Origin of the sequence: Streptomyces shenzhenensis (assembly GCF_003688995.1) — a bacterium.
Taxonomy (GTDB): Bacteria; Actinomycetota; Actinomycetes; order Streptomycetales; family Streptomycetaceae; genus Streptomyces; species Streptomyces shenzhenensis_A.
In genome coordinates, this window is the sequence record NZ_PENI01000050.1 from 1 (window position 1) to 20,030 (window position 20,030).

At 70.2% G+C, this 20,030-nt stretch carries 16 protein-coding genes, 2 tRNA genes, 1 other RNA gene and 4 pseudogenes; 16 read left to right on the forward strand and 7 right to left on the reverse strand.

All coding sequences use genetic code 11. The features are described from left to right. The 3 genes from CTZ28_RS42975 to CTZ28_RS42995 form a co-directional block, all read left to right on the forward strand. Positions 1-236, forward strand: a 236-nt coding sequence (locus CTZ28_RS42975) for a DNA-directed RNA polymerase subunit alpha C-terminal domain-containing protein (protein ID WP_310887657.1), incomplete at its 5' end; no start/stop codon positions are given. A gap of 524 nt (positions 237-760) precedes the next feature. After that, on the forward strand, positions 761-1,009 hold the full coding sequence (locus tag CTZ28_RS42990; RefSeq protein WP_121895214.1) for a type II toxin-antitoxin system CcdA family antitoxin: 249 nt from the start codon (positions 761-763) through the stop codon (positions 1,007-1,009). Further along, positions 1,006-1,407, forward strand: coding sequence for a DNA-binding protein (locus CTZ28_RS42995; RefSeq protein WP_121895215.1), 402 nt, complete (start codon positions 1,006-1,008; stop codon positions 1,405-1,407). The genes CTZ28_RS42990 and CTZ28_RS42995 overlap by 4 nt, the downstream gene beginning before the upstream one ends. A gap of 205 nt (positions 1,408-1,612) precedes the next feature. Here the strand turns inward: CTZ28_RS42995 and CTZ28_RS43000 are convergent, their stop codons facing one another. Continuing rightward, positions 1,613-1,990 carry a winged helix-turn-helix transcriptional regulator gene (locus tag CTZ28_RS43000; RefSeq protein WP_121895216.1) on the reverse strand — a complete coding sequence of 126 codons (378 nt, stop codon included), beginning with the start codon at positions 1,988-1,990 and terminating at the stop codon, positions 1,613-1,615. A 139-nt stretch (positions 1,991-2,129) separates the two neighbouring features. Here CTZ28_RS43000 and CTZ28_RS43005 point away from each other — a divergent pair, with 139 nt between their 5' ends. Both CTZ28_RS43005 and CTZ28_RS43010 read left to right on the forward strand, forming a co-directional pair. Continuing rightward, positions 2,130-3,098: an NADP-dependent oxidoreductase gene (locus CTZ28_RS43005; RefSeq protein WP_121895217.1), complete on the forward strand. Its 969-nt coding sequence runs from the start codon at positions 2,130-2,132 to the stop codon at positions 3,096-3,098. Between the two features lie 71 nt (positions 3,099-3,169). Continuing rightward, positions 3,170-3,424, forward strand: a complete 255-nt coding sequence (locus CTZ28_RS43010) for a GlcG/HbpS family heme-binding protein (RefSeq protein ID WP_121895218.1) — start codon at positions 3,170-3,172, stop codon at positions 3,422-3,424. Between the two features lie 1,005 nt (positions 3,425-4,429). Here CTZ28_RS43010 and CTZ28_RS43015 read toward each other — a convergent pair. Next, complete coding sequence (locus CTZ28_RS43015; protein WP_147481284.1) at positions 4,430-4,870, reverse strand: hypothetical protein; 441 nt, start codon at positions 4,868-4,870, stop codon at positions 4,430-4,432. A 202-nt stretch (positions 4,871-5,072) separates the two neighbouring features. On the opposite strand from CTZ28_RS43015, the gene CTZ28_RS43020 reads away from it, so the two are divergent. From CTZ28_RS43020 to CTZ28_RS43025, 3 genes and pseudogenes are all read left to right on the forward strand, one after another. Further along, a complete protein-coding gene (locus tag CTZ28_RS43020) occupies positions 5,073-5,906 on the forward strand; it encodes a hypothetical protein (protein WP_121895220.1) in 834 nt (277 codons plus the stop codon). A gap of 18 nt (positions 5,907-5,924) precedes the next feature. Beyond that, positions 5,925-6,140 (forward strand): annotated as a pseudogene (locus CTZ28_RS49135) (helix-turn-helix domain-containing protein); the annotation flags it as partial. Positions 6,141-6,272: 132 nt separating this feature from the next. Beyond that, entirely contained in the window at positions 6,273-7,109 is an 837-nt protein-coding gene (locus CTZ28_RS43025; RefSeq protein ID WP_259472079.1) for an ImmA/IrrE family metallo-endopeptidase, read from the forward strand. A 50-nt stretch (positions 7,110-7,159) separates the two neighbouring features. Here the strand turns inward: CTZ28_RS43025 and CTZ28_RS43030 are convergent. After that, positions 7,160-7,534 (reverse strand): annotated as a pseudogene (locus CTZ28_RS43030) (hypothetical protein); the annotation flags it as partial. 34 nt (positions 7,535-7,568) lie between these two features. On the opposite strand from CTZ28_RS43030, the pseudogene CTZ28_RS43035 reads away from it, so the two are divergent. Both CTZ28_RS43035 and CTZ28_RS43040 read left to right on the forward strand, forming a co-directional pair. Continuing rightward, a pseudogene (locus tag CTZ28_RS43035) lies at positions 7,569-7,799 on the forward strand (DUF2637 domain-containing protein); the annotation flags it as partial. 4 nt (positions 7,800-7,803) lie between these two features. Then, positions 7,804-8,975: pseudogene (locus CTZ28_RS43040) on the forward strand (tyrosine-type recombinase/integrase); the annotation flags it as partial. Between the two features lie 63 nt (positions 8,976-9,038). Here the strand turns inward: CTZ28_RS43040 and CTZ28_RS43045 are convergent. Beyond that, a tRNA-Ser gene (locus CTZ28_RS43045) sits at positions 9,039-9,126 on the reverse strand. A gap of 71 nt (positions 9,127-9,197) precedes the next feature. On the opposite strand from CTZ28_RS43045, the gene ffs reads away from it, so the two are divergent. From ffs to CTZ28_RS43075, 6 genes are all read left to right on the forward strand, one after another. After that, positions 9,198-9,296: signal recognition particle sRNA small type (ffs, locus tag CTZ28_RS43050), an RNA gene on the forward strand. A 58-nt stretch (positions 9,297-9,354) separates the two neighbouring features. Continuing rightward, on the forward strand, positions 9,355-11,667 hold the full coding sequence (locus CTZ28_RS43055; protein WP_121895222.1) for a DNA polymerase III subunit gamma and tau: 2,313 nt from the start codon (positions 9,355-9,357) through the stop codon (positions 11,665-11,667). A 208-nt stretch (positions 11,668-11,875) separates the two neighbouring features. Then, on the forward strand, positions 11,876-13,126 hold the full coding sequence (purD, locus tag CTZ28_RS43060; protein WP_121895223.1) for a phosphoribosylamine--glycine ligase: 1,251 nt from the start codon (positions 11,876-11,878) through the stop codon (positions 13,124-13,126). Positions 13,127-13,396: 270 nt separating this feature from the next. After that, positions 13,397-15,259 (forward strand): hypothetical protein, encoded by a 1,863-nt coding sequence (locus CTZ28_RS43065; RefSeq protein ID WP_121895224.1) that lies wholly within the window; start codon positions 13,397-13,399, stop codon positions 15,257-15,259. A gap of 322 nt (positions 15,260-15,581) precedes the next feature. Beyond that, a complete protein-coding gene (locus CTZ28_RS43070) occupies positions 15,582-17,081 on the forward strand; it encodes a N,N-dimethylformamidase beta subunit family domain-containing protein (protein ID WP_121895225.1) in 1,500 nt (499 codons plus the stop codon). A gap of 68 nt (positions 17,082-17,149) precedes the next feature. Continuing rightward, on the forward strand, positions 17,150-18,049 hold the full coding sequence (locus CTZ28_RS43075) for a phosphoribosylaminoimidazolesuccinocarboxamide synthase (protein WP_121895226.1): 900 nt from the start codon (positions 17,150-17,152) through the stop codon (positions 18,047-18,049). 46 nt (positions 18,050-18,095) lie between these two features. Here CTZ28_RS43075 and CTZ28_RS43080 read toward each other — a convergent pair. From CTZ28_RS43080 to CTZ28_RS43090, 3 genes are all read right to left on the reverse strand, one after another. Next, a tRNA-Gly gene (locus tag CTZ28_RS43080) sits at positions 18,096-18,168 on the reverse strand. Positions 18,169-18,191: 23 nt separating this feature from the next. Next, entirely contained in the window at positions 18,192-18,806 is a 615-nt protein-coding gene (locus tag CTZ28_RS43085) for a response regulator transcription factor (RefSeq protein WP_121895227.1), read from the reverse strand. Beyond that, positions 18,803-20,023, reverse strand: coding sequence for a sensor histidine kinase (locus tag CTZ28_RS43090; protein ID WP_121895228.1), 1,221 nt, complete (start codon positions 20,021-20,023; stop codon positions 18,803-18,805). The genes CTZ28_RS43085 and CTZ28_RS43090 overlap by 4 nt, the downstream gene beginning before the upstream one ends. Positions 20,024-20,030 lie beyond the last annotated feature (7 nt).

The window sequence follows — 20,030 nt, forward strand, 5'->3', positions numbered from 1 at the left end:
ACAACTGCCTCAAGCGTGAGGGCGTCCACTCCGTGGGTGAGCTCCTGGCGCGCTCCGAGGCCGACCTGCTCGACATCCGCAACTTCGGTGCGAAGTCGATCGACGAGGTCAAGGCGAAGCTGGCCGGCCTGGGCCTGGCGCTCAAGGACAGCCCGCCCGGATTCGACCCGACCGCCGCGGCATTCGACGCGGACGACAACGGAAACACGGGTTTCGTGGAGACCGAGCAGTACTGAACGCTCTGATCAACGTCTCCCACGCCACCCCACGGGCCCGGTGACATCCCCCCTGGTCACGCCTTTGCCAGGGGGGACAACCAAGACCCGGGCCCGGGGAGGCCGACGGCCCTCTTGCCGGACCGCGGCCGGGTGAGGGCTTCCCGGACCTGCCGGGCGCGGTTGTAGACGCGGTCGCCGACGGGAACCCAGCGGAAGACCAGCTGCTCGCTTACCTTGGGTGGGCGCACGGCGCGGGCGCGCGACGCAGGGTCTCGGTCTTGGCGCGCGGGCCGAGCAGCCGCGCCACTTCGGTCGGCTCGCTCCACAGCCGTGCGGCCTCGATGACGAGAGCCGGGTCCGCCGCGGTGTGCAGTCGCAGAACGGCCCGGAACTGCCGTCGGCGTCCTTCGGGTACGTCGACGTGCAGGGTGACATTGACTGAACCCCTGCTCGAACGGGCAGTCGCCCCGACTGCCGCTGACCGGACCGACTGCGGGAAATCGGAGAGCACGTAGCGCGCATACCGCAGTATGCTTACCGCTATGGCTGACACCACACGCATCACGGTGACACTCCCCACCGAGCAGGTGGCGGAGCTGAAGAAGATCACGGACAACATCTCCGGCTACGTGGCCGAAGCGGTCGCCAGACAGATCCGGCACCAGCTTCTGGGGGCCGACCTGCGCAGCCACACAGACGAGCACGGGGCCTTCAGTGAGGAAGAGCTGACCGAGGCGCGGGCGCGGATCTTCGGTACGCCGCGGGCCGCCGGTGGCGCGAGCGCCGCGTGAGCGGGCACATTGAGACTGTCGTCCTGGACAGCGAGGGGCTGTCGGCCTGGGTGGCGCAGGACCGGAAGGTTCTGGCGATGTTCCAGGTGTTCCACGACATGGGAGCGGACCTTGTCGTCAGCGCCAACACCATCGTGGAAGTGAGCCACGCCAGGGTGCATCTGCCCCGACTGCAATGGGCGCTCTCCCGGGTCAAGGTGGAGCCGGTCACGGAGGCAGCGGCCAAGGCGGCGGCACAACTGCTCAAGAGTGCCGGTCTGCATGGACACAAGTACGCGATCGACGCCACCGTCGCGGAAGCGGCCCTGCGTCAGCCCGGCCCGGTCGCCATCCTTACGTCGGATGTCGATGACATGACCCGGCTGTGCGGGAGCAAGGCCCAGATCATCGGGCTATGACCGCGACATCGTCCCGGGAGCGCCTGTTCAGGCGGCTGCGGAGGATACGAGATTCGAACTCGTGACGGGGTGCCCTCAACACGCTTTCCATGTGTTGCTGGACGGGCGCGAATGAGACCGAAACTGAGACTTCTGCTGCCGGGCGATGACGGCGAGGACCGCGTCGATCGGTCGTGCGTGCTGTGGCGCAGGACCGTCTGCCCCGTCATGGCGCGGCCGGCTCCGGACGGAAGGCATGGTCGATGTTGTCCTCGACCCACGAGCGGAGCGCGTTGAGCGGTACCGCAGCGCTCTGGCCAAGGGGGGTGAGGGCGTACTCGACGTGCAGGGGGACGGCGGGGTAGACGGTGCGGTCGAGGATGCCGAAGTCCTCGAGGCGGCGGAGTGTCTGGGTCAACACCTTGGGGCTGATGCCCTGCAGCCTGCGCTGGAGTTCACCGAAGCGCCGGGGCCCGTCTTCGAGGGCGCCGATGGCCAGAGCGGACCACTTGTTGGCGAGCAGGTCCAGCAGGGCCCTGCAGGGGCACTGGGCGGCGTAGACGTCGTGGTGCGAGTGCTGGCCGCTGGGGCAGGTGGTCGTCACGCTCACTCTCCTCACCAGGTCACTTCCCAATGGGAAGTACTTACCCTTGAAGGTAACTATAGCCCCGGGGATAGCGTCATCGATGTCCGGGAGGCCGTCACAGCCTTGCTCGGAGCGCCTTTTCAGGAGGAGATGACGTATGTCCGCAGACACGATGCTCGCGGTGGTCCAGGACGGTTTCGGCGGCCCGGAGGTGCTGCGGGTCCAGAGGGTGCCGCGCCCGGTACCCCTGCCCACCGAGGTGCTGGTGCGGGTGCACGCGGCTGGGATCAACCCGGTGGACTGGAAGACCCGCGACGGCTCCGGCATGGCCGGCGTTCTGGGTGAGCCGCCGTTCACCCTCGGCTGGGACGTGTCCGGGGTGGTGGAGGAGGTCGGCTTCGGTGTGACCACGCTGAAGGTCGGTGACGAGGTGTACGGCATGCCGTGGTTCCCGCGCGCCGCGAACGCTTACGCCGAGTACGTGACCGCCCCGGCCCGGCAGTTCGCCCGCAAGCCCGCCACCGTCGACCACGTGCACGCCGCGGCGGTGCCGCTGGCGGCGCTGACCGCCTGGCAGGCCGTGGTCGACACCGCCCACATCCAGGCCGGCCAGCGCGTCCTGATCACCGCAGCCGCGGGCGGGGTCGGCCACTTCGCGGTCCAGTTCGCCCAGCACCTGGGCGCGCACGTGATCGCGACCGCCAGTGCCGCCCGACACACCTGGCTCAAGGAGCTCGGCGCTGACGAGACCATCGACTACACCACCACCCGCTTCGAGGACGCCACCGCTCAGGTCGACGTGGTCATCGAGCTGGTGGGCGATGCCCATGACCGGACGAGCACCCGCTCGCTGAAGGTCCTGCGCCCCGGTGGCCTGCTGGTCACGATCCCGGCCGGCGTCTCCCCGGAGCTGGCCCAGGCCGCCGAGGCGGCCGGCGTACGGGTCACCCCGTTCCTGGTCGAGCCGGACGGTGCGGCGCTGACGACGATCGGCGGCCTGATCGACGCCGGCCATGTCGCCGTCGCGGTGGACGAAACCTTCCCGCTTGAGCAGGCCGGCTCGGCCCACACCCGCGGCGAGACCGGCCGCACCCGCGGCAAGCTCGTCCTCACCGTCACCGACTGACAGTGAGGATTGGTCATGGCATCGCTCAGGGGTCTGACTCTTCGACTGACTGACGCTTCGGCTGTCCTTGGCTGGAATCGTCGGCCTGCCGGACCGCTGCCTCCTTCCACACTCCCACCCACGCGTGGAACGACTACCTCGCCGATTCGCGGGTCGCTCCGCTGGCTAGCCACCCGCGTCTGATGGCGGTCGGCGGTGGCTACCCGATCATCGACAACGACCGGTGCGTCGGAGGCCTCGGAATCTCCGGGGGTACCCACGAGCAGGACCAGCAGGCCGCCGAAGAGGCCCTGGCCGCTCTCGGGTTCGAATTGCCCGCCCACTGACCGCCCGCCCGACCCGGCTCCGCCGGGAAATCAAGGCGAGCAACTCTGAGGCCGCCTCGAACTCGACGGACCGCAGAACGAAGCCGAGTGACCCCAGGCGCAAGGCGACTGTGGCTGGCCGAGCCGATGCCCCTGCGCAAGGTGGCAGATCTCCTCGGGGTCGACGCATCGAACTGATCAGCCGATCGGCTCGGCGCCGGCAGCTTGCCCAGTTGGCGGTGTCAGGCGACCACCTCACGGGTCGTACCTGGCTGCGGGTCGTACAACTACTCCCGGGGCACATCCTCCGATGTGGGCCGAGCGCCGTCTGAGGCTGATCTCGGCCGTCGGTCTTCAGCCCCCGAATGAGGCGAGGCTGTCTCCCTGCTTCGACGCAGAGCATGAGTCAGCAACTGAGACCGTCGTATGCCAAGAACCCCGGCCGCCGATGCGGTTCGGGGTTCTCGTCTCGCCTGTTCAGGCGGCTGCGGAGGATACGAGATTCGAACTCGTGAGGGGTCGCCCCCAACACGCTTTCTAACTGTCCGCGTGGCCGTTCGGGGGCGTTTGTTGGGGTTCGCGGGGCAGGTCAGAGAGGGTGCGCGTACGGCGGTGAACGGTGGCGTCCGTCAGCGCGCTGGACAAAGACCAGGACAACGATCTGTGCCGAGCGGAGTGGAAACGCCGACGGCCCGCATTGGTCAATGCGGGCCGTCGATCGCGTTTGGTCAAGCTTATGGGCGTGCCGTAGCGCAGCACCCACCCGGGCTCGGACGGTGCACGGGTGACCTCAACGGCGCGCCCGCTTGCCGTGTAGCCGGTGTGCGTGATCTGGATCAGGTTGGTGCCGACCTCGACTCCGAACGCCTGTGCTTGGACCCTCGCCCGCCGGGAGTCCCTGAATGGATAAACATGGGCTCTCCGCGATGCGGGCCGTGCACAACTCACCTCAGCGCCGCTCTGTCGAGAGTCGGCAGTAGAGCTCCCCCCAACATCCGCTTCGCGGGCTGATGTCAAGGATTGATGTCAGCGGCCCCCGCCCGGCCGACGCGACGATGCTTCCGACTGGCTCGGAGCTGCCATGTGTAGGAGCTGGAGACCGTACATGGCCGCATGGAATGCGGCTCCGATCTCGCGGGCCCTCTCCTCGGTCTCGATCGGCCCCATTGAGATGTAGTCGGCCCCGATGTTGGCCTGCTCTACCGTGCCGTCCAAGACCAGCGCTTCGGCCGCGGATCGCAGGACGGCCAGTGACTGATCTGGGACGTAGGGCTTGCGGCTGGCCATAGCGTCAAGCTGCACCTTCCAGCGCTGCCCATGGCGGGCAACGCACACGAAGATCGCATCGTTGGCCTTGGCCGTCCTATAGGCAGCACGGTGGGCTTCCGGCTTGGTGCAGTCGGGAATGAGCGCGGCTTGGAGAGGCATTCCAGGCTTCGGCATGACCACATCGTCGCAGGCGCTCACGCCGTTGATCAGGCGAATGCCGTGACTGTCGAGGAATCGACGCCAACCTGCCAGGCACGAGCAGAGACGGGGTACTGGTGGGCTGGCCAGCAAGACGATAGGTTCAGATTAGATCACGTGTTCGGTTTACTTGGATACGCCACTGCGGGCATCGGGTTTATTTTTACGCACCACTTACTGGGATGAGGTAGAGTCATGCGGCATGAGCGAACAGCAGGATGCGCTTGAGGACCTTGAGTCCAGTGGTGTTCTCGCGACCCTCACATGGGCTAGCGCGTCGGCCTACCGACGCACCATGGAGGACTACGACCCCGAAACAGGGCATGACCAGGGCTGGGTCGGATCTACCGCCCACAAGCTCTTCGTTGACCGACTGCACCGAGCGTTCTCCACGGGGAAGCACAGCGTGGACTCACCCGAGTCTGCCTCAGCCGGCCTGGACCTCGTGGCTGCCGGACTGGCCCCGGGCGAGCACCGCAAGATGCCGCTCATCGCCCCAGGCACAGTCGTCTGGTCTGACCTCAATCAGTCGCCGGGGTGGCGGTGTGGGGATTGGCGGTTCCTGCTCACATCGTTCGTGTTCGGGGAGAGCAATCGCATCCCATGGCCCCAGAAGAGCCCCACCAAGCAGCGTGTTGCGTCTCAGGGGAAGCCGGCCGGGTGGCTGGACCCTCACCCCACCCTTTGGGAGGACGAGGCCGAGTCGCTCGCCGCCACCATCCAGGCTCTGAGGGAAGAAAACGCGGAGCTCAACGCGACAACACTCATCGTCGCGCACAGTATCGAACGAGAGCTGAACATCCGAGAACTTTACTTGGGGCGCTCTCGTTTGAATCGTGGGGGCGGAGATGCCTGGTACTGGAAGCATGATCTACTTGCAGCCGAACCAGGTACTCCCACTTCGGTACCGATTCCCACTTCGCCCGACCCTCGTCCCGGATTGTCTGGCATCCAGGACGCACCCGTTCGCCTTCGCCGTCAGTCGTCGGAAGGGAGCGGAGAGCGTCGCCTGACGTCGGGAGAGAACGACAAGTAATGAAACGAGTGGATAGTCATGGATTCCTCACGCCGCACAGATGTGCAGGTTAGTGACGCCTCTCGCCTCTTCGACGGACGACGTTTGACGCTCGCGCGACAGCTGATCGGCCTTAGAAAGAACGCACTCGCGACGAAAATCGACAAAAGCGCTACTGCTGTCGCGGCGTATGAAAACAACACGAAACGCCCAGCGCCCGCGACAGTTGCTCAGCTATGCCTGACGCTTGGAGTGGACCCGGGTTTCTTCCTCCCTGGCCCTCACCAATCGACAGCCAGCGACTCCGTACCTCACTTTCGCTCATTGCGTTCGACGACGCAGTTGGCGCGAGACCAAGCCTTCGCGTACGGAGTTATCGCTGGAGATGTGGGCGCCGCCCTCGAACGGCACGTCGAGTTCCCCGAACCAAATCTGCCTCGGCTAAGCGTCGACGTGGAAGACGAGTCGAGCACGCTCCCCGAGGAGGCGGCTCGTCTTCTTCGCAAGCACTGGGACATTGGCTCAGGGCCCGTTGGCCACCTCGTGCGCCTAGCGGAAAATCATGGCGTCGTGGTGGTGTTCAGCCCCGCGCAAACTGCCGCAGTTGACGCCTACTCTTTTGACGACGGCTACAGGCCGACGGTGGTATTGAATCCAGCCAAGGAAGATTACTACCGTCAACGCTTCGACGTTGCCCATGAAATTGGGCACCTCGTGATGCACGTGGATGCCGAACCCGGAAGCAAGGTCGTCGAGAACCAGGCCCACCGATTCGCGGCTGAACTCCTCCTCCCGGAGGAGGAGTTGCGCGACCTTTTGCCCAGCAAGGCAGACTGGAGAATCCTCGCAACACTGAAGGAGACTTACGGGGTAAGCCTTCAAGCTCTCCTGTATCGCTCCAGGGCTCTCGGTGTAATGAGTGACGTGACGTATCGCAACGCTGTCGCCTATTTGTCATCGAAGGGATGGCGCCGCCGAGAACCAGGAGAAATGCCCGCCGTGGAGCAACCGTCACTCTACCCCAAGGCGGTGGAAATCCTGTCGAGCGTAGGGATGGACGAACTCTCACTGGCCAAAGAGTCCCGGGTAACTCCGGGGATCTTTCGAACGGTGACAGCAAGGTTCCCCGTACGTGAAGATCTATTTCTTGAGCCTCAAGAAGTAGTTGGCCAAGACGGCGTGATCCCCCTGTTTGGAAGCAAAATTAATAAGCCCGGGACCTAAGTCCCGGGCTTGATCAATTCCTGTCTATCCCTGTATGCCTCGCGCCGCCATCAGGAATAGCGGGCCCTCCCGATCTCGGCAGTCTGCGGCGCCAACGGCGCCGCAGACTGCGCCGGGTAGGGAGCCCGCCCCACGGCGAGCAGATGCGAACTGGCGGCTAGCAGCTCTGGGTACGGCTCCGCCATGCGTGCCGCTTCCATGGCAGACGCGATGAGGTCGTCGGTCGACCCTTCGCCCGGCTGCTGCTCGGCTGCCTTCACGAGTGACCACGCAGGCCCTTCGATCCCGAAGACCTGCACGTCCTCCAGACCAGAGGCCACCAACTCCGCCACCAACTCTTCAGCGCGGTGGAAGTACGACAGAGTGAACCCGCGTACCCCGTCGTAGACGGCCGTCTCAAGGATCCCGGAAACCGAATCCCGAATTTCAGCCCGCGCCGGAGCCGGTCGGGGGTGCGGCGTGAACAGTGTTCAGACGCGTTCAGCAGAGCGCGCCCTGTCCGGCGGCACGTGGCTGATCGTGTGCGGGGCGATGCTCTACTCGATCCTCACCGTCACGCCGCTGATGGCCGCGCACACGGCCGACAAGTGGGACTGGACGGCCCCAATCCTGCCGCTTGTGGTCGATGCCGCGGTCGTCATCGTCGTCAAGCTCGATGACGTGCTGGCCCGGCTGGGCGGGCACGGCGGCATGACATCTGACGCGCAAAACACGCGAGGATCTTGTCGAAGAAGTCCGTAAGTTGGAGAAGCAGCGTGACGCGGGTTCGGCGCAACAGCCGGGCAAGGCGTGGACGGTCGCGAAGTGGCTTGAGCACTGGGTTGAGAACATCGCCAAACCGACCGTCAGCGAGAACACGTATGACGGTTACGAGGTGGCCGTCCGCGTGCACCTCGTGCCCGGTGTCGGCAAGCACCGCCTTGACCGCTTGCAGCCCGAGCATCTGGAGAGTCTGTATCGCCGTATGCAGGCGAACGGGGAGCGCAAGGCCGGTACAGCTCACCAGGCTCACCGCACAGCCCGGACCGCGCTGGGGGAGGCGGTACGGCGTGGCTACGCGGCGAAGAATGCCGCCGCTCTGGCCAAGCCGCCACGGATGGAAGAGGACGAATCCGAGGTAGAGCCCTACTCCGTGGAAGAGGTTCAGCGCCTCCTGCTCGAAGCCAACAAGCGGCGGAACAGTGCCCGCTGGATGCTGGATGCTGGATGCTGGCTCTGGCACTCGGACTGAGGCAGGGCGAGACGCTCGGACTGCGCTGGTCAGACGTCGACCTGGACAACGAGTACCTGAAGCTTCGCCGCAACCGTCTGCGCCCGAGATACGAGCACGGGTGCAAGGAATCCGCGCCGTGCGGCCGAAAGGCGGGCGACTGCCCGGACAAGGTGCAGGTGCGCCGTGAGACCAAGAACACCAAGTCTCGTGCCGGCCGCCGTGCCGTTCCGTTGCCGGGCCCGCTGGTCGCCATGCTCCGTGCGCATGCCGAGAAGCAGGAGCGCGAGCGCAAGACGGCCGGCGACTTGTGGACCGAGTCGGACTACGTGTTCACCAAGCCGCTGGGTGGCCCGCTGAGCCCGAACACGGACTACCACGACTGGAAGCGGCTGCTGGACGACGCGGGGGTCCGGAGCGCTCGGCTGCACGATGCCCGCCACACGGCCGCCACCGTGCTGATGCTGCTCGGTGTCCCGGCTCGCGTCATTGACCAGATCATGGGATGGGAGCCGGGGACGTCCGCGAGCATGCGGTCGCGGTACCTCCACGTGCCGGATGCCATGCTCAAGGACGTGGCCCGGAAGATCGCCGAAGCCATCTGGGGACCCCCCGAGACACCCGCTGTGGACAAAAACCAGGACAACGAGGGCTGAGGACAACGTCGAAGGGCCCCACCGCGCGGTGGGGCCCTTCGACGTATTGCCCGGTGAGAGCAATGGCGGAGGATACGAGATTCGAACTCGTGAGGGGTTGCCCCCAACACGCTTTCCAAGCGTGCGCCCTAGGCCTCTAGGCGAATCCTCCGCCGGAAACATTACATGACCCGGAGGAGTGCTCGCGAACTCGTTCCTCCGGCTCAGATCGGGTAACCTGTGCGAAGCCCCTCACGCGGCGCTATCTGACTGAACTCCCCCAGGGCCGGAAGGCAGCAAGGGTAGGTTGGCTCTGACGGGTGCGTGGGGGGCGCTTCTGTGCCCGGGTGGGGAACCGCGGCGGGGATCGTTGTCAGTGGGCGCCTATAACCTCGTAGGCGTGTCGTCTCTCGCGCTGTACCGCCGCTATCGCCCGGAGACCTTCGCCGAGGTCATCGGGCAGGAGCATGTCACCGACCCGCTGCAGCAGGCGCTGCGGAACAACCGGGTCAATCACGCGTACCTCTTCAGCGGGCCGCGCGGATGCGGCAAGACGACGAGCGCGCGCATCCTGGCCCGCTGCCTGAACTGCGAGCAGGGGCCGACGCCCACCCCGTGCGGCGTGTGCCAGTCCTGCCGTGACCTGGCCAGGAACGGGCCCGGTTCCATCGACGTCATCGAGATCGACGCCGCGTCGCACGGTGGCGTGGACGACGCCCGTGAGCTGCGCGAGAAGGCCTTCTTCGGCCCCGCAGGCAGCCGCTACAAGATCTACATCATCGACGAGGCCCACATGGTCACGTCGGCCGGCTTCAACGCCCTGCTGAAGGTCGTCGAGGAGCCGCCGGAGCACCTCAAGTTCATCTTCGCCACCACCGAGCCCGAGAAGGTCATCGGGACCATCCGGTCGCGGACCCATCACTACCCGTTCCGGCTGGTGCCGCCCGGCACCCTGCGGGACTACCTGGCCGAGGTGTGCCAGAAGGAGGACATCCCGGTCGAGGACGGGGTGCTCCCGCTCGTCGTGCGCGCCGGGGCCGGGTCCGTGCGTGACTCCATGTCCGTCATGGACCAGCTGCTCGCGGGCGCCGGCGCCGACGGTGTGACGTACGCCATGGCCACCTCGCTGCTCGGGTACACCGACGGATCGCTGCTCGACTCCGTGGTCGAGGCGTTCGCCACCGGTGACGGGGCGGCCGCCTTCGAGGTCGTGGACCGGGTGATCGAAGGGGGCAACGACCCCCGCCGGTTCGTCGCCGATCTGCTGGAACGGCTGCGTGACCTGGTGATCCTCGCCGCCGTGCCGGACGCCCTGGAGAAGGGGCTCATCGACGCCCCGGCCGACGTCCTCGAGCGCATGCAGGCCCAGGCCGGCATCTTCGGCGCCGCCGAACTGAGCCGTGCCGCCGATCTCGTCAACGACGGGTTGACCGAGATGCGTGGCGCCACCTCGCCCCGTCTCCAGCTCGAACTCATCTGCGCGCGCGTGCTGTTGCCCGCGGCCTACGGGGACGAGCGTTCCGTCATGGCCCGCCTCGACCGGCTGGAGCGCGGCGTCAACTTCTCCGGAGGCGGCGGCGCCCCCGCGGCGGGGTACGTCCCCGGTCCCGACGCCCACATGGGAGGCGGCGGTCTGCCCGGCGGTGGTCCCGCCGCGGCCCGCGCGGCCGTACGGACACCGGGCGGCGGCGCAGCCCCGGCAACACCGCCGGTGACGCCTCAGGGGACGCCGCCGGGCACCCCTCCCGGCGCCATGCCCCCGGCCCCGCCCACCGCAAGCCCGCAGGCCCCGGCCGCTCCGACGCCCGCGCCCACTACTCAGCCCGCACCCGCACCGGCCGCCCCCCAGACCCCCACACCCCCTCCCCCTCCCGCCCCCGCGGCCGGTCCCGGTGCCTGGCCCACCGCGGCGCCCGCGGGCGGAGGGCGACGGCCCGGCGGCTGGCCCACGGCGGCCCCGGCGGGCGGCGGACAGCAGCCCCCGAACCCGCCCGCCGCCACCCCGCAGGCCCCGCCCGCCGCCACCCCGCAGCCCACGGCTCAGGCCCCCGCCCCGCAGGCCCCCGCGGCCCCCGCCTCCGGCGGCCTCGACCCCCGCATGCTCTGGCCGAACATCCTGGAGGCCGTCAAGAACCGCCGCCGCTTCACCTGGATCCTGCTCAGCCAGAACGCACAGGTCACCGGCTTCGACGGCACCACTCTGCAGCTCGGCTTCGTCAACGCGGGCGCCCGTGACAACTTCGCGAGCAGCGGCAGCGAGGACGTGCTGCGGCAGGCGCTGGCCGAGCAGTTCAACGTGCAGTGGAAGGTCGAGGCGATCGTCGATCCGTCGGGCGGCTCGGCCCCGGCACCGACCGGCGGAACCCCAGGAGGCTACGGCGGAGGCGGAGGCTACGGCAGTGGCGGCGGAGGCGGCTACGCCGGCGGGACCCCGGGCCACAACAGCCCCGGCACCGCGCCAGGCCAACGCCCCGCCGCGCCCCAGCCGACGGCACCGCCGCCCGCCGCGCCCCAGGGCCGGCCCTCCGCCGCGCAGGCCGCCCCCGCCCCGGCCCCCCGGCCGACCGCTGCCTCGGAGCCGCCCCCGGTCGCCCCCGAGGACGACATCCCCGAGGACGACGACCCCGACCTCGACGAGTCGGCCCTCTCCGGCCACGACCTCATCGTGCGGGAACTGGGCGCGACGGTGATGGAAGAGTTCACGAACGAGTAGAACCGAGTAGGACCGATAGGACAACGAGCAGGACACCGCACGCCGGCCGGGGGAGCGGGCCACCCCCGGCAGCACTGCTCACCCGCCTCATCGATGTTCCTCACCCGCCCCTCCCCACAGCTCTTTGGAGATTCGCACAAGGTCACCACCCCCCGCCCCTCGGAAGCCCGCACAAAGAGCCGCTCCCCGCGCCGGTTAGGCTGACCCCGTGAAGGTCCTCGTCATCGGCAGCGGCGCCCGCGAACACGCCCTGTGCCGTTCCCTGTCCCTCGACCCCGCCGTCACCGCGCTGCACTGCGCCCCAGGCAACGCCGGCATCGCCGAGGTCGCCGAGCTGCACCCGGTCGACCCCATGGACGGCGCGGCCGTCTCCGCGCTGGCCACCGACCTCGGCACCGACCTCGTGGTCGTCGGCCCGGAGGCCCCGCTGGTCGCCGGGGTCGCCGACGCCGTGCACGCGGCGGGCATCCCCGTGTTCGGCCCGTCCGGGGAGGCCGCGCGGATCGAGGGGTCCAAGGCATTCGCCAAGGACGTGATGGCGGCGGCCGGGGTGCCCACGGCCCGCTCCTACGTCTGCTCCAGCGCCGAGGAGGTCGCCAGGGCGCTGGACGCCTTCGGTGCGCCGTACGTCGTCAAGGACGACGGTCTCGCCGCCGGCAAGGGCGTCGTCGTCACGCACGACCTCGACGCCGCGAAGGCGCACGCCGCCGCCTGCGAGCGCGTGGTCGTGGAGGAGTTCCTCGACGGCCCCGAGGTGTCCGTGTTCGCCCTCACCGACGGCGAGACCGTCGTCCCGCTCCAGCCCGCGCAGGACTTCAAGCGCGCCCTGGACGGGGACGAGGGCCCCAACACCGGCGGCATGGGCGCGTACTCCCCGCTGCCCTGGACCGACCCGAAGCTGGTGGACGAGGTCCTGGAGACCGTCCTGCAGCCGACCGTCGACGAGATGCGCCGCCGCGGCATCCCCTTCGCCGGCGTGCTCTACGCCGGCCTCGCGATCACCTCGCGCGGCGTGCGGGTCATCGAGTTCAACGCCCGCTTCGGCGACCCCGAGACCCAGGTGGTGCTGGCCCGGCTGAAGACCCCGCTGGCCGGCGTCCTGCTCGCCGCCGCGCAGGGCACTCTCGCCGACCTGGAGCCGCTGCGCTGGAGCGAGGAGGCCGCGGTCACCGTGGTCGTCGCCTCGCACAACTACCCCGGCAGCCCGCGCACCGGCGACCCGATCACCGGCCTCGACGCGGTGGCCGCCGAGGACGCCCCGCACGCGTACGTACTGCACGCCGGAACCAGGCGCGACGGCGCGGCGATCGTCAGTGCCGGCGGCCGGGTCCTGTCCGTGACGGCCACCGGCGAGGACTTGGTCCAGGCCCGCGAGCGCGCGTACACGGCCGTCGCGCGCATCGGTCTCGACGGATCCCAGCACCGAACGGACATCGCGGCCAAGGCGGCGGGCGTCTGACCGGCCGTCGACGCAGCTCAGGCCCCGGATGTAAATCCGGGGCCTGATCTTTGCTGTCCGTCATCCACCTCTGACCAAAGCCATTCCATCGAGTGAGCGATGCTCCATCCGGCTGACGCGAGCCGGGGCCCCAACTAGGGTGCGGCCCAAGCGTTCCGGCACTTGGCCCACCGACATTGCAATGTCAGTGACGGATGCCACAGTGGGGGAGTGGGCAACGCCAGGAAAAACGCCAGGACAGCGAGGGGGTGACGTCCGGTCGTGACCGGTATGGGTGTGGAGGCGGGCGCGCAGGCGGCGCGCTCCCGGGCCCTCGCCGTGCTGCGGGTGCGCGGCCGGGCGCTGGCCGTGGCGCTGCTGCCCGCCGCGGCAGCCGTGATCCTGCTGGTCGGTGGCACCACCGGCCATCTCGTGGGCGGCGGCTGGGACACCGCGCGCGGGGTCGTCACCGCGGTCGCCCTGCTGGTGCTGCTGGCCGCGGCGGGCATCGCCCTGGTCGTGGCCCGCGCCCGCCCCGCCGTGAGCCCGACGATCCCGATCGCCGAGGAGTCCGCCCCGGATCTGTACCGGATGGTGCGCGACCTCGCCGACCGCCTGGACGTGCCGACCCCGTCCGCCATAGCGCTCACCCCGGACTGCGACAGCTGGCTGGAGGACCGCACCCATCCGGCGCACGGCCCGCCCGCGCCGCACCGCCGCGACGAACTGGCGGACCCGGGGCGGCGCCCCCACCGGCGTACGCCCGCCGCGCCCGTCCTCGTCATCGGCTCCCCCTTCCTGTGGTGGATGCGCGTGGGCGAGCTGCGCGCGGTCCTCGCCCCGGTCGTCGCCGGCACCGGACCCTCGGCGCACCCCGACATAGCGGCTGCCCGCCGTTTCGTCCGCGGGCTGGACGCGGCGGTGGCCGTGACCTCGGCACCCGGCCGCGGCCCGATCGCGCGCACCGTGCTCGCGGGCGTCGGCTGGGTGGCCCGCCTGCTGCTGCGCGGCTGCCGCACGCACGCCGCCGAGATGGAGCGGGGCGTGGCGGCGGCCGCCGCCGAGCGGGCCCAGGCCGTGGACTACGGCGTGCGGATCGTCGCCCAGGAGCAGGTGGGCCTGGCGTACGCGGGCTGGGACCGGCTGCTGACCCGCGTCGCGCTCCCCGCCTGGCGGATGGGCCGCTGGCCGTCCCGGCTGGACGCGGGCGTCGTCGCGGCGCTCACCGAGCTGTCCCGCCGCGACCGGCTGGCCGAGGGTTTCGCCTCCCGTCTCGGCGAGCGCCCCGCCTGCGACCTGCTGGAGGAGCCCGGCACGGTGGACGAGGCCGCCTCGCTGCTCGCCGCCCGCCTCTTCCACGGCGGCCCGGCGGAACCGGGGCCCGACTGGTCCCCGGTGGACTGGCAGGAGTACCCGGAGGAGGTCGTCGACCGCAAATGGCGTACGGACGCGGCCCGGCTCCACCGCGTCCTGGACGCCCTGGACGTACGCCCGGCCCCGGACGTCACGGCCCGGAACTCCGAGGGCCCCACCCTGGCCCGCGTCCTCGACCACCTGTCCCTGCCACCGGCCCCCGCCGGCAGCGACCGCCTCGGCCTCGCCGCGCACGACGGCCCGACCGGTCTCGCCGACCTGGCCGACCACCCCGACCTCGGCGACGCGGACCCGGACGGCGCCCGGGACGCCCTGTTCGCACCCCGTCCGGAGTGGGAGGGGTACGAGGAGCCGGGCGCCGACACCGGGACCCCGCTCGGTGCCGCGCTCGCGGCCCGGCTCAGTGCCGAGCTGGCCCGCGAGGAGGCCTCGGCCACCGCCGCGGCGGCCACCGGCCGGGCCGCCCCAGGACAGGGCCCCGACACCGCCCTGTGGGACGACGGCGCCCTGCCGCTCTTCCCGCTCCAGCCGCCGCGCACCGCCCGCGAACTCCTCGCCGACCACGTCACGGCGATGGTCTGCTGCGCCGCGATGGACACCGCGGGTGCCACGCCCGGCCTGGACTGGCTCGACGGCCCGTCCCTGATCGTCAACGGCGAGCGGGCCGCCGACCTGGGGTCCAGAGTCCTCAGCCTGACCGAGGACGGCGACCCGGCCCCGCTGCGCGCCTGGCTGGTCGCGTCGGGGATACGACCGGAGAAGCCGGTCCGGCTGGTCTGACGTACGGACATACCCCGCCGCGGCGCCCCGGCAAGGGCGCCGCCGGCGCCCGGACGACGGCGGGGACACGCGAGCCGTGACGGCAAGGGCGCCGCCGGCAACGGAGCAGCTCAGGGCAGCTCAGGGCAGCTCGGGGCAACGGACGGCAGCGGACATCCGGCATAACGGAGCTCGATGTTCCAGTTTCGGTCAATTCACAACAAGTAGTGACTGCGCGCGTGCGGAATGTGATGTGCTGGGACCGTTCGCGCACCGGGGCACCGAAGGGCGCACACGGCAGCGCGGACGGCGCGTCACGGGGGCACGAGGGAGGGGAGCGATCATGGGATCCGAGCACATCCGCCGCTGGGAGTCGGGAGCACTCGCACACGCCGTCAGTGACCCCTTCGGCCAGGGACCCGTTCCCTGGCTGCGCGGCAGCGAGACCTACTTCGACGACACGGGCCAGGTCGTCCCCTGGTACGTCGACCCGATCCCGCAGCAGTCCGCCGCCGCCGGCGGCAACGCCCGGATCCCGGCGCCGCGTTCGTCCGGCGGCCCGCGCTCGGCCGACGACGTGCACCGGCAGATCAAGGGCTTCACCTCGACCGGCGCGGTGGCACCGGGCGAGGCCGTCGACTTCCACATCACCGTCGACCCGCCGCAGGAGTTCAGCGTCGACATCTACCGGATCGGGCACTACGGCGGCGACGGCGCCGCCAAGATCACCACCAGCCCCCGGCTCTCCGGCATCGTCCAGCCCCCGCCGCTGACCGCCGACCGCACGGTCTCCTGCCACCACTGGTGGCTGTCCTGGCGGCTCCAGGTCCCGTCGTACTGGAGCAACGGCGCCTATGTGGCCGTCCTCACCACGGTGGACGGCTACCGCTCCCACGTGCCGTTCACGATCCGCGACAGCCGGCCCGCCGATCTGCTCCTGCTGCTGCCCGACGTCACCTGGCAGGCCTACAACCTCTACCCGGAGGACGGCCGCACCGGCGCCAGCCTCTACCACGCCTGGGACGACCAGGGCCGCCTGCTGGGCGAGGCCGACGCGGCCACCACGGTCTCCTTCGACCGCCCGTACGCGGGCGCGGGCCTGCCCCTGCACGTCGGCCACGCCTACGACTTCATCCGCTGGGCCGAGCGCTACGGCTACGACCTCGCCTACGCCGACGCCCGCGACCTGCACGCCGGCCGGGTCGACCCCAGCCGCTACCGGGGCCTGGTCTTCCCCGGCCACGACGAGTACTGGTCGGCCAACATGCGCCGCACCGCGGAGCTGGCCCGGGAGAACGGCACCTCGCTGGTGTTCCTGTCCGCCAACACCATGTACTGGCAGGTGGAGCTGGCCCCGGCCCCGTCCGGCGTCCCCGACCGCCTGCTCACCTGCCGCAAGCGCAAGGGGCCGGGCCGGCCGGTGCTGTGGCGGGAGGTCGACCGGCCCGAGCAGCAACTCGTCGGCATCCAGTACGCGGGCCGGGTCCCCGAACCCCGCCCCCTGGTCGTGCGCAACGCGGGCCACTGGCTGTGGGAGGCCACCGGCGCGGACGAGGGCGACGAACTGGCCGGCCTGGTGGCGGGCGAGGCCGACCGCTACTTCCCGCGCACCCCGCTGCCCGACCACGAGGAGCGCATGCTGCTCGCCCACTCCCCCTACACCGACAACGAGGGCGTACGGCGCCACCAGGAGACCTCGCTGTACCGGGCGCCCTCCGGAGCGCTCGTCTTCGCGTCCGGCACGTTCGCCTGGTCCCCGGCCCTGGACCGACCCGGCCATGTGGACAGCCGTGTCCAGCGCGCCACGGCCAATCTGCTGGACCGTATCTGCAAGCGTGACTGACCCCCTGTCCCCGGCCGCTGTCCGATACGGGAGAATCAACCCATTGGACAGAACCATGGGGAGGAACCGTGTCCGGATTCGTCGAAAAGCCCGAACCGACCCAGGTTCCGGGGCTGGTGCATCTGCACACCGGAAAGGTGCGCGAGCTGTACCAGAACGAGGCGGGTGACCTCGTGATGGTCGCCAGCGATCGCCTGTCCGCCTATGACTGGGTGCTGCCCACCGAGATCCCCGACAAGGGCCGGGTGCTCACCCAGCTCTCCCTGTGGTGGTTCGATCAGCTCGCCGACCTGGTCCCGAACCATGTGCTGAGCACGGAGCTGCCCGCGGGCGCCCCCGCCGACTGGGCGGGCCGCACCCTGGTCTGCACGTCCCTGCGGATGGTCCCCGTCGAGTGCGTGGCCCGCGGCTATCTGACCGGCTCGGGCCTGGTCGAGTACAACGAGTCGCGTACGGTCTGCGGTCTCGCTCTCCCCGAGGGCCTCGTCGACGGCTCCGCACTGCCCGCCCCGATCTTCACCCCGGCCACCAAGGCCGAGGTCGGCGAGCACGACGAGAACGTCTCCTACGAGGAGGTCGCCCGCCAGGTCGGCGCCGAGACCGCCGCCCAGCTGCGCCAGGCCACCCTCGCCGTCTACGGCCGGGCCCGGGGCATCGCCCGCGACCGGGGGATCATCCTGGCCGACACCAAGTTCGAGTTCGGCTTCGACGGCGACGCGCTGGTCCTCGCCGACGAGGTCCTCACCCCGGACTCCTCCCGCTTCTGGCCGGCCGACCAGTGGCAGCCGGGCCGCGCGCAGCCGTCGTACGACAAGCAGTTCGTGCGGGACTGGCTGACCTCCGCCGAGTCCGGCTGGGACCGGAAGAGCGAGCAGCCCCCGCCGCCGCTGCCGCAGGAGGTCGTGGCGGCGACCCGGGCGAAGTACGTGGAGGCGTACGAGCGGCTGACCGGCATGAGCTGGAGCTGACGGGCATGAAAAGACCCCGGTCCGGTGGACCGGGGTCTCATTCCCGAGCGGACGACGAGGCTCGAACTCGCGACCTCAACCTTGGCAAGGTTGCGCTCTACCAACTGAGCTACGTCCGCAGTACGCCGTGGCGTGGGAGCAACTATACCCAACCTCGCTCCCGGGCGAGCCGGACCGCCGCGTGACGGTTCTCCGCGCCGAGCTTCGTCACCGCCGACGAGAGGTAGTTCCGCACGGTCCCCTGCGACAGCGCGGCCCGCTCGGCGATCTCCGCGACCGGCGCCCCGTCCGCGGCCAGCTCCAGCACCTCGGCCTCCCGCGCGGTCAGCGGCGAGTCCCCGGCGGCGATCGCGTCGGCGGCCAACTCCGGGTCGACGTAGCGGTTTCCGGCGTGCACGGTACGGATGATCTCCGCGAGCCGCTGGGCGCTGACCGTCTTCGGTACGAAGCCGCGCACGCCCGCCGCGAGGGCCCGTTTCAGATGTCCGGGCCTGCCGTGCCCGGTGACGATCAGCACCTGGCAACCGGGCAGTTCGGCCCGCACGGATGTGGCGACCCTCACACCGTCGGCGCCCGGCATCTGCAGATCCAGGACGGCCACGTCAGGCCGGTGGGCGCGGGCCATCGCCAGCGCCTCGGGCCCGCTCGCCGCCTCCGCCACGACGAGGAGGTCGTCCTCCAGGGCGAGCAGCGCGGCCAGCGCGCCCCGGATGAGGTGCTCGTCGTCGGCGAGCAACAGCCGTACCGGGGAACTCATCGCGTCACTCCGCTCTCACTCGCCAAGGGCACCTCGGCCACCAACCTGAACCCGTCCTTTCCGACGGCGCCCGCCTCCAGCGTCCCGTCCACCGCGGCCAGCCGCTCCCGCAGCCCCGCGAGCCCGGAACCGCCACCGCCGTCCGGGGTGCCGGACCTGCCGTCGTTCTCCACGGTCAGCGTCACCCGTCCGTCGCGCGCCCCGAGCCGCACGCGGCACCGCCCGGCATTCCCGTGCCGCAGCACATTGGTGGTCGCCTCGCGCACCACCCAGGCCAGCGCCGACTGGACCTCGGCGGGCAGCCCCGTGGCCTCGCCCGCCACCTCGCAGTCGATCCCGGCGGCAGTCAACACGCCCTGCGCGCCGGTGAGTTCGACGGCGAGATCGGCGTCCCGGTAGCCGCGGACGACAGCCCGCACCTCCCGCTGCGACTCCCCCGCGATGCGCTGCACCTCGATCATCTGCTCCACGGCCTCCGGCCGCTCGCGCCGTGCGAGCTGCACGGCCAGTTCGCTCTTGAGCGCGATCACCGAGAGATTGCGCCCCAGCACGTCGTGCAGGTCCCGCCCGAACCGCAGCCGCTCCTCGGCGACGGCTAGCCGGGCGCGGGTCTCGCGGGCCGTGTCCAGTTCGTAGACGGCGTTGAGCAGCCAGACGGAGAACATGCAGGTGAACGCGAGGAACCCGGCGCCGAAGAGGACCGCGAGGACGGAGATCAGCGCGGCGGGGCCGGGCACGCCCAGCGGCAGGACGACCAGCCCGGCGCCGACCGCGAAGCCCGCCACGAGCGCGAGCCCCCGACGCCGGTCGCGCACCCCGAGTGTCATCATCCCGGCGCCGAAGATCACCACGCCGCTGAAGACCGTCCCTGCGGCCGAGACGGCATGGTCGTCGCCCGGCCGGTACTCCTGGAACCCGAGCGCGGCCACCGCGACCACGACGGTGATTGCGCCATAGGCCCACAGCAGCCGCACCGGCTGCGGGCGCAGGCCACGGGTCCAGTCCAGCGCGCGGGAGGCGAAGACGGCACTGAACACCGCGTGCGCCAGTACCAGTGCCGTGAGCCAGCCCGCGAGGGCCGCGTCCCCCTGCGCGAACGTCGAAAGCCCGATCAGCGTGAGCTCCGCCACCGAGAAGGAGTGGAACGACCAGCGCGTGTAGGTGTCGACCTTGGCCGGCGTGCTCTTCCGCCGCCACCAGCCGTTCCTGTTGCCCATCTCTCCG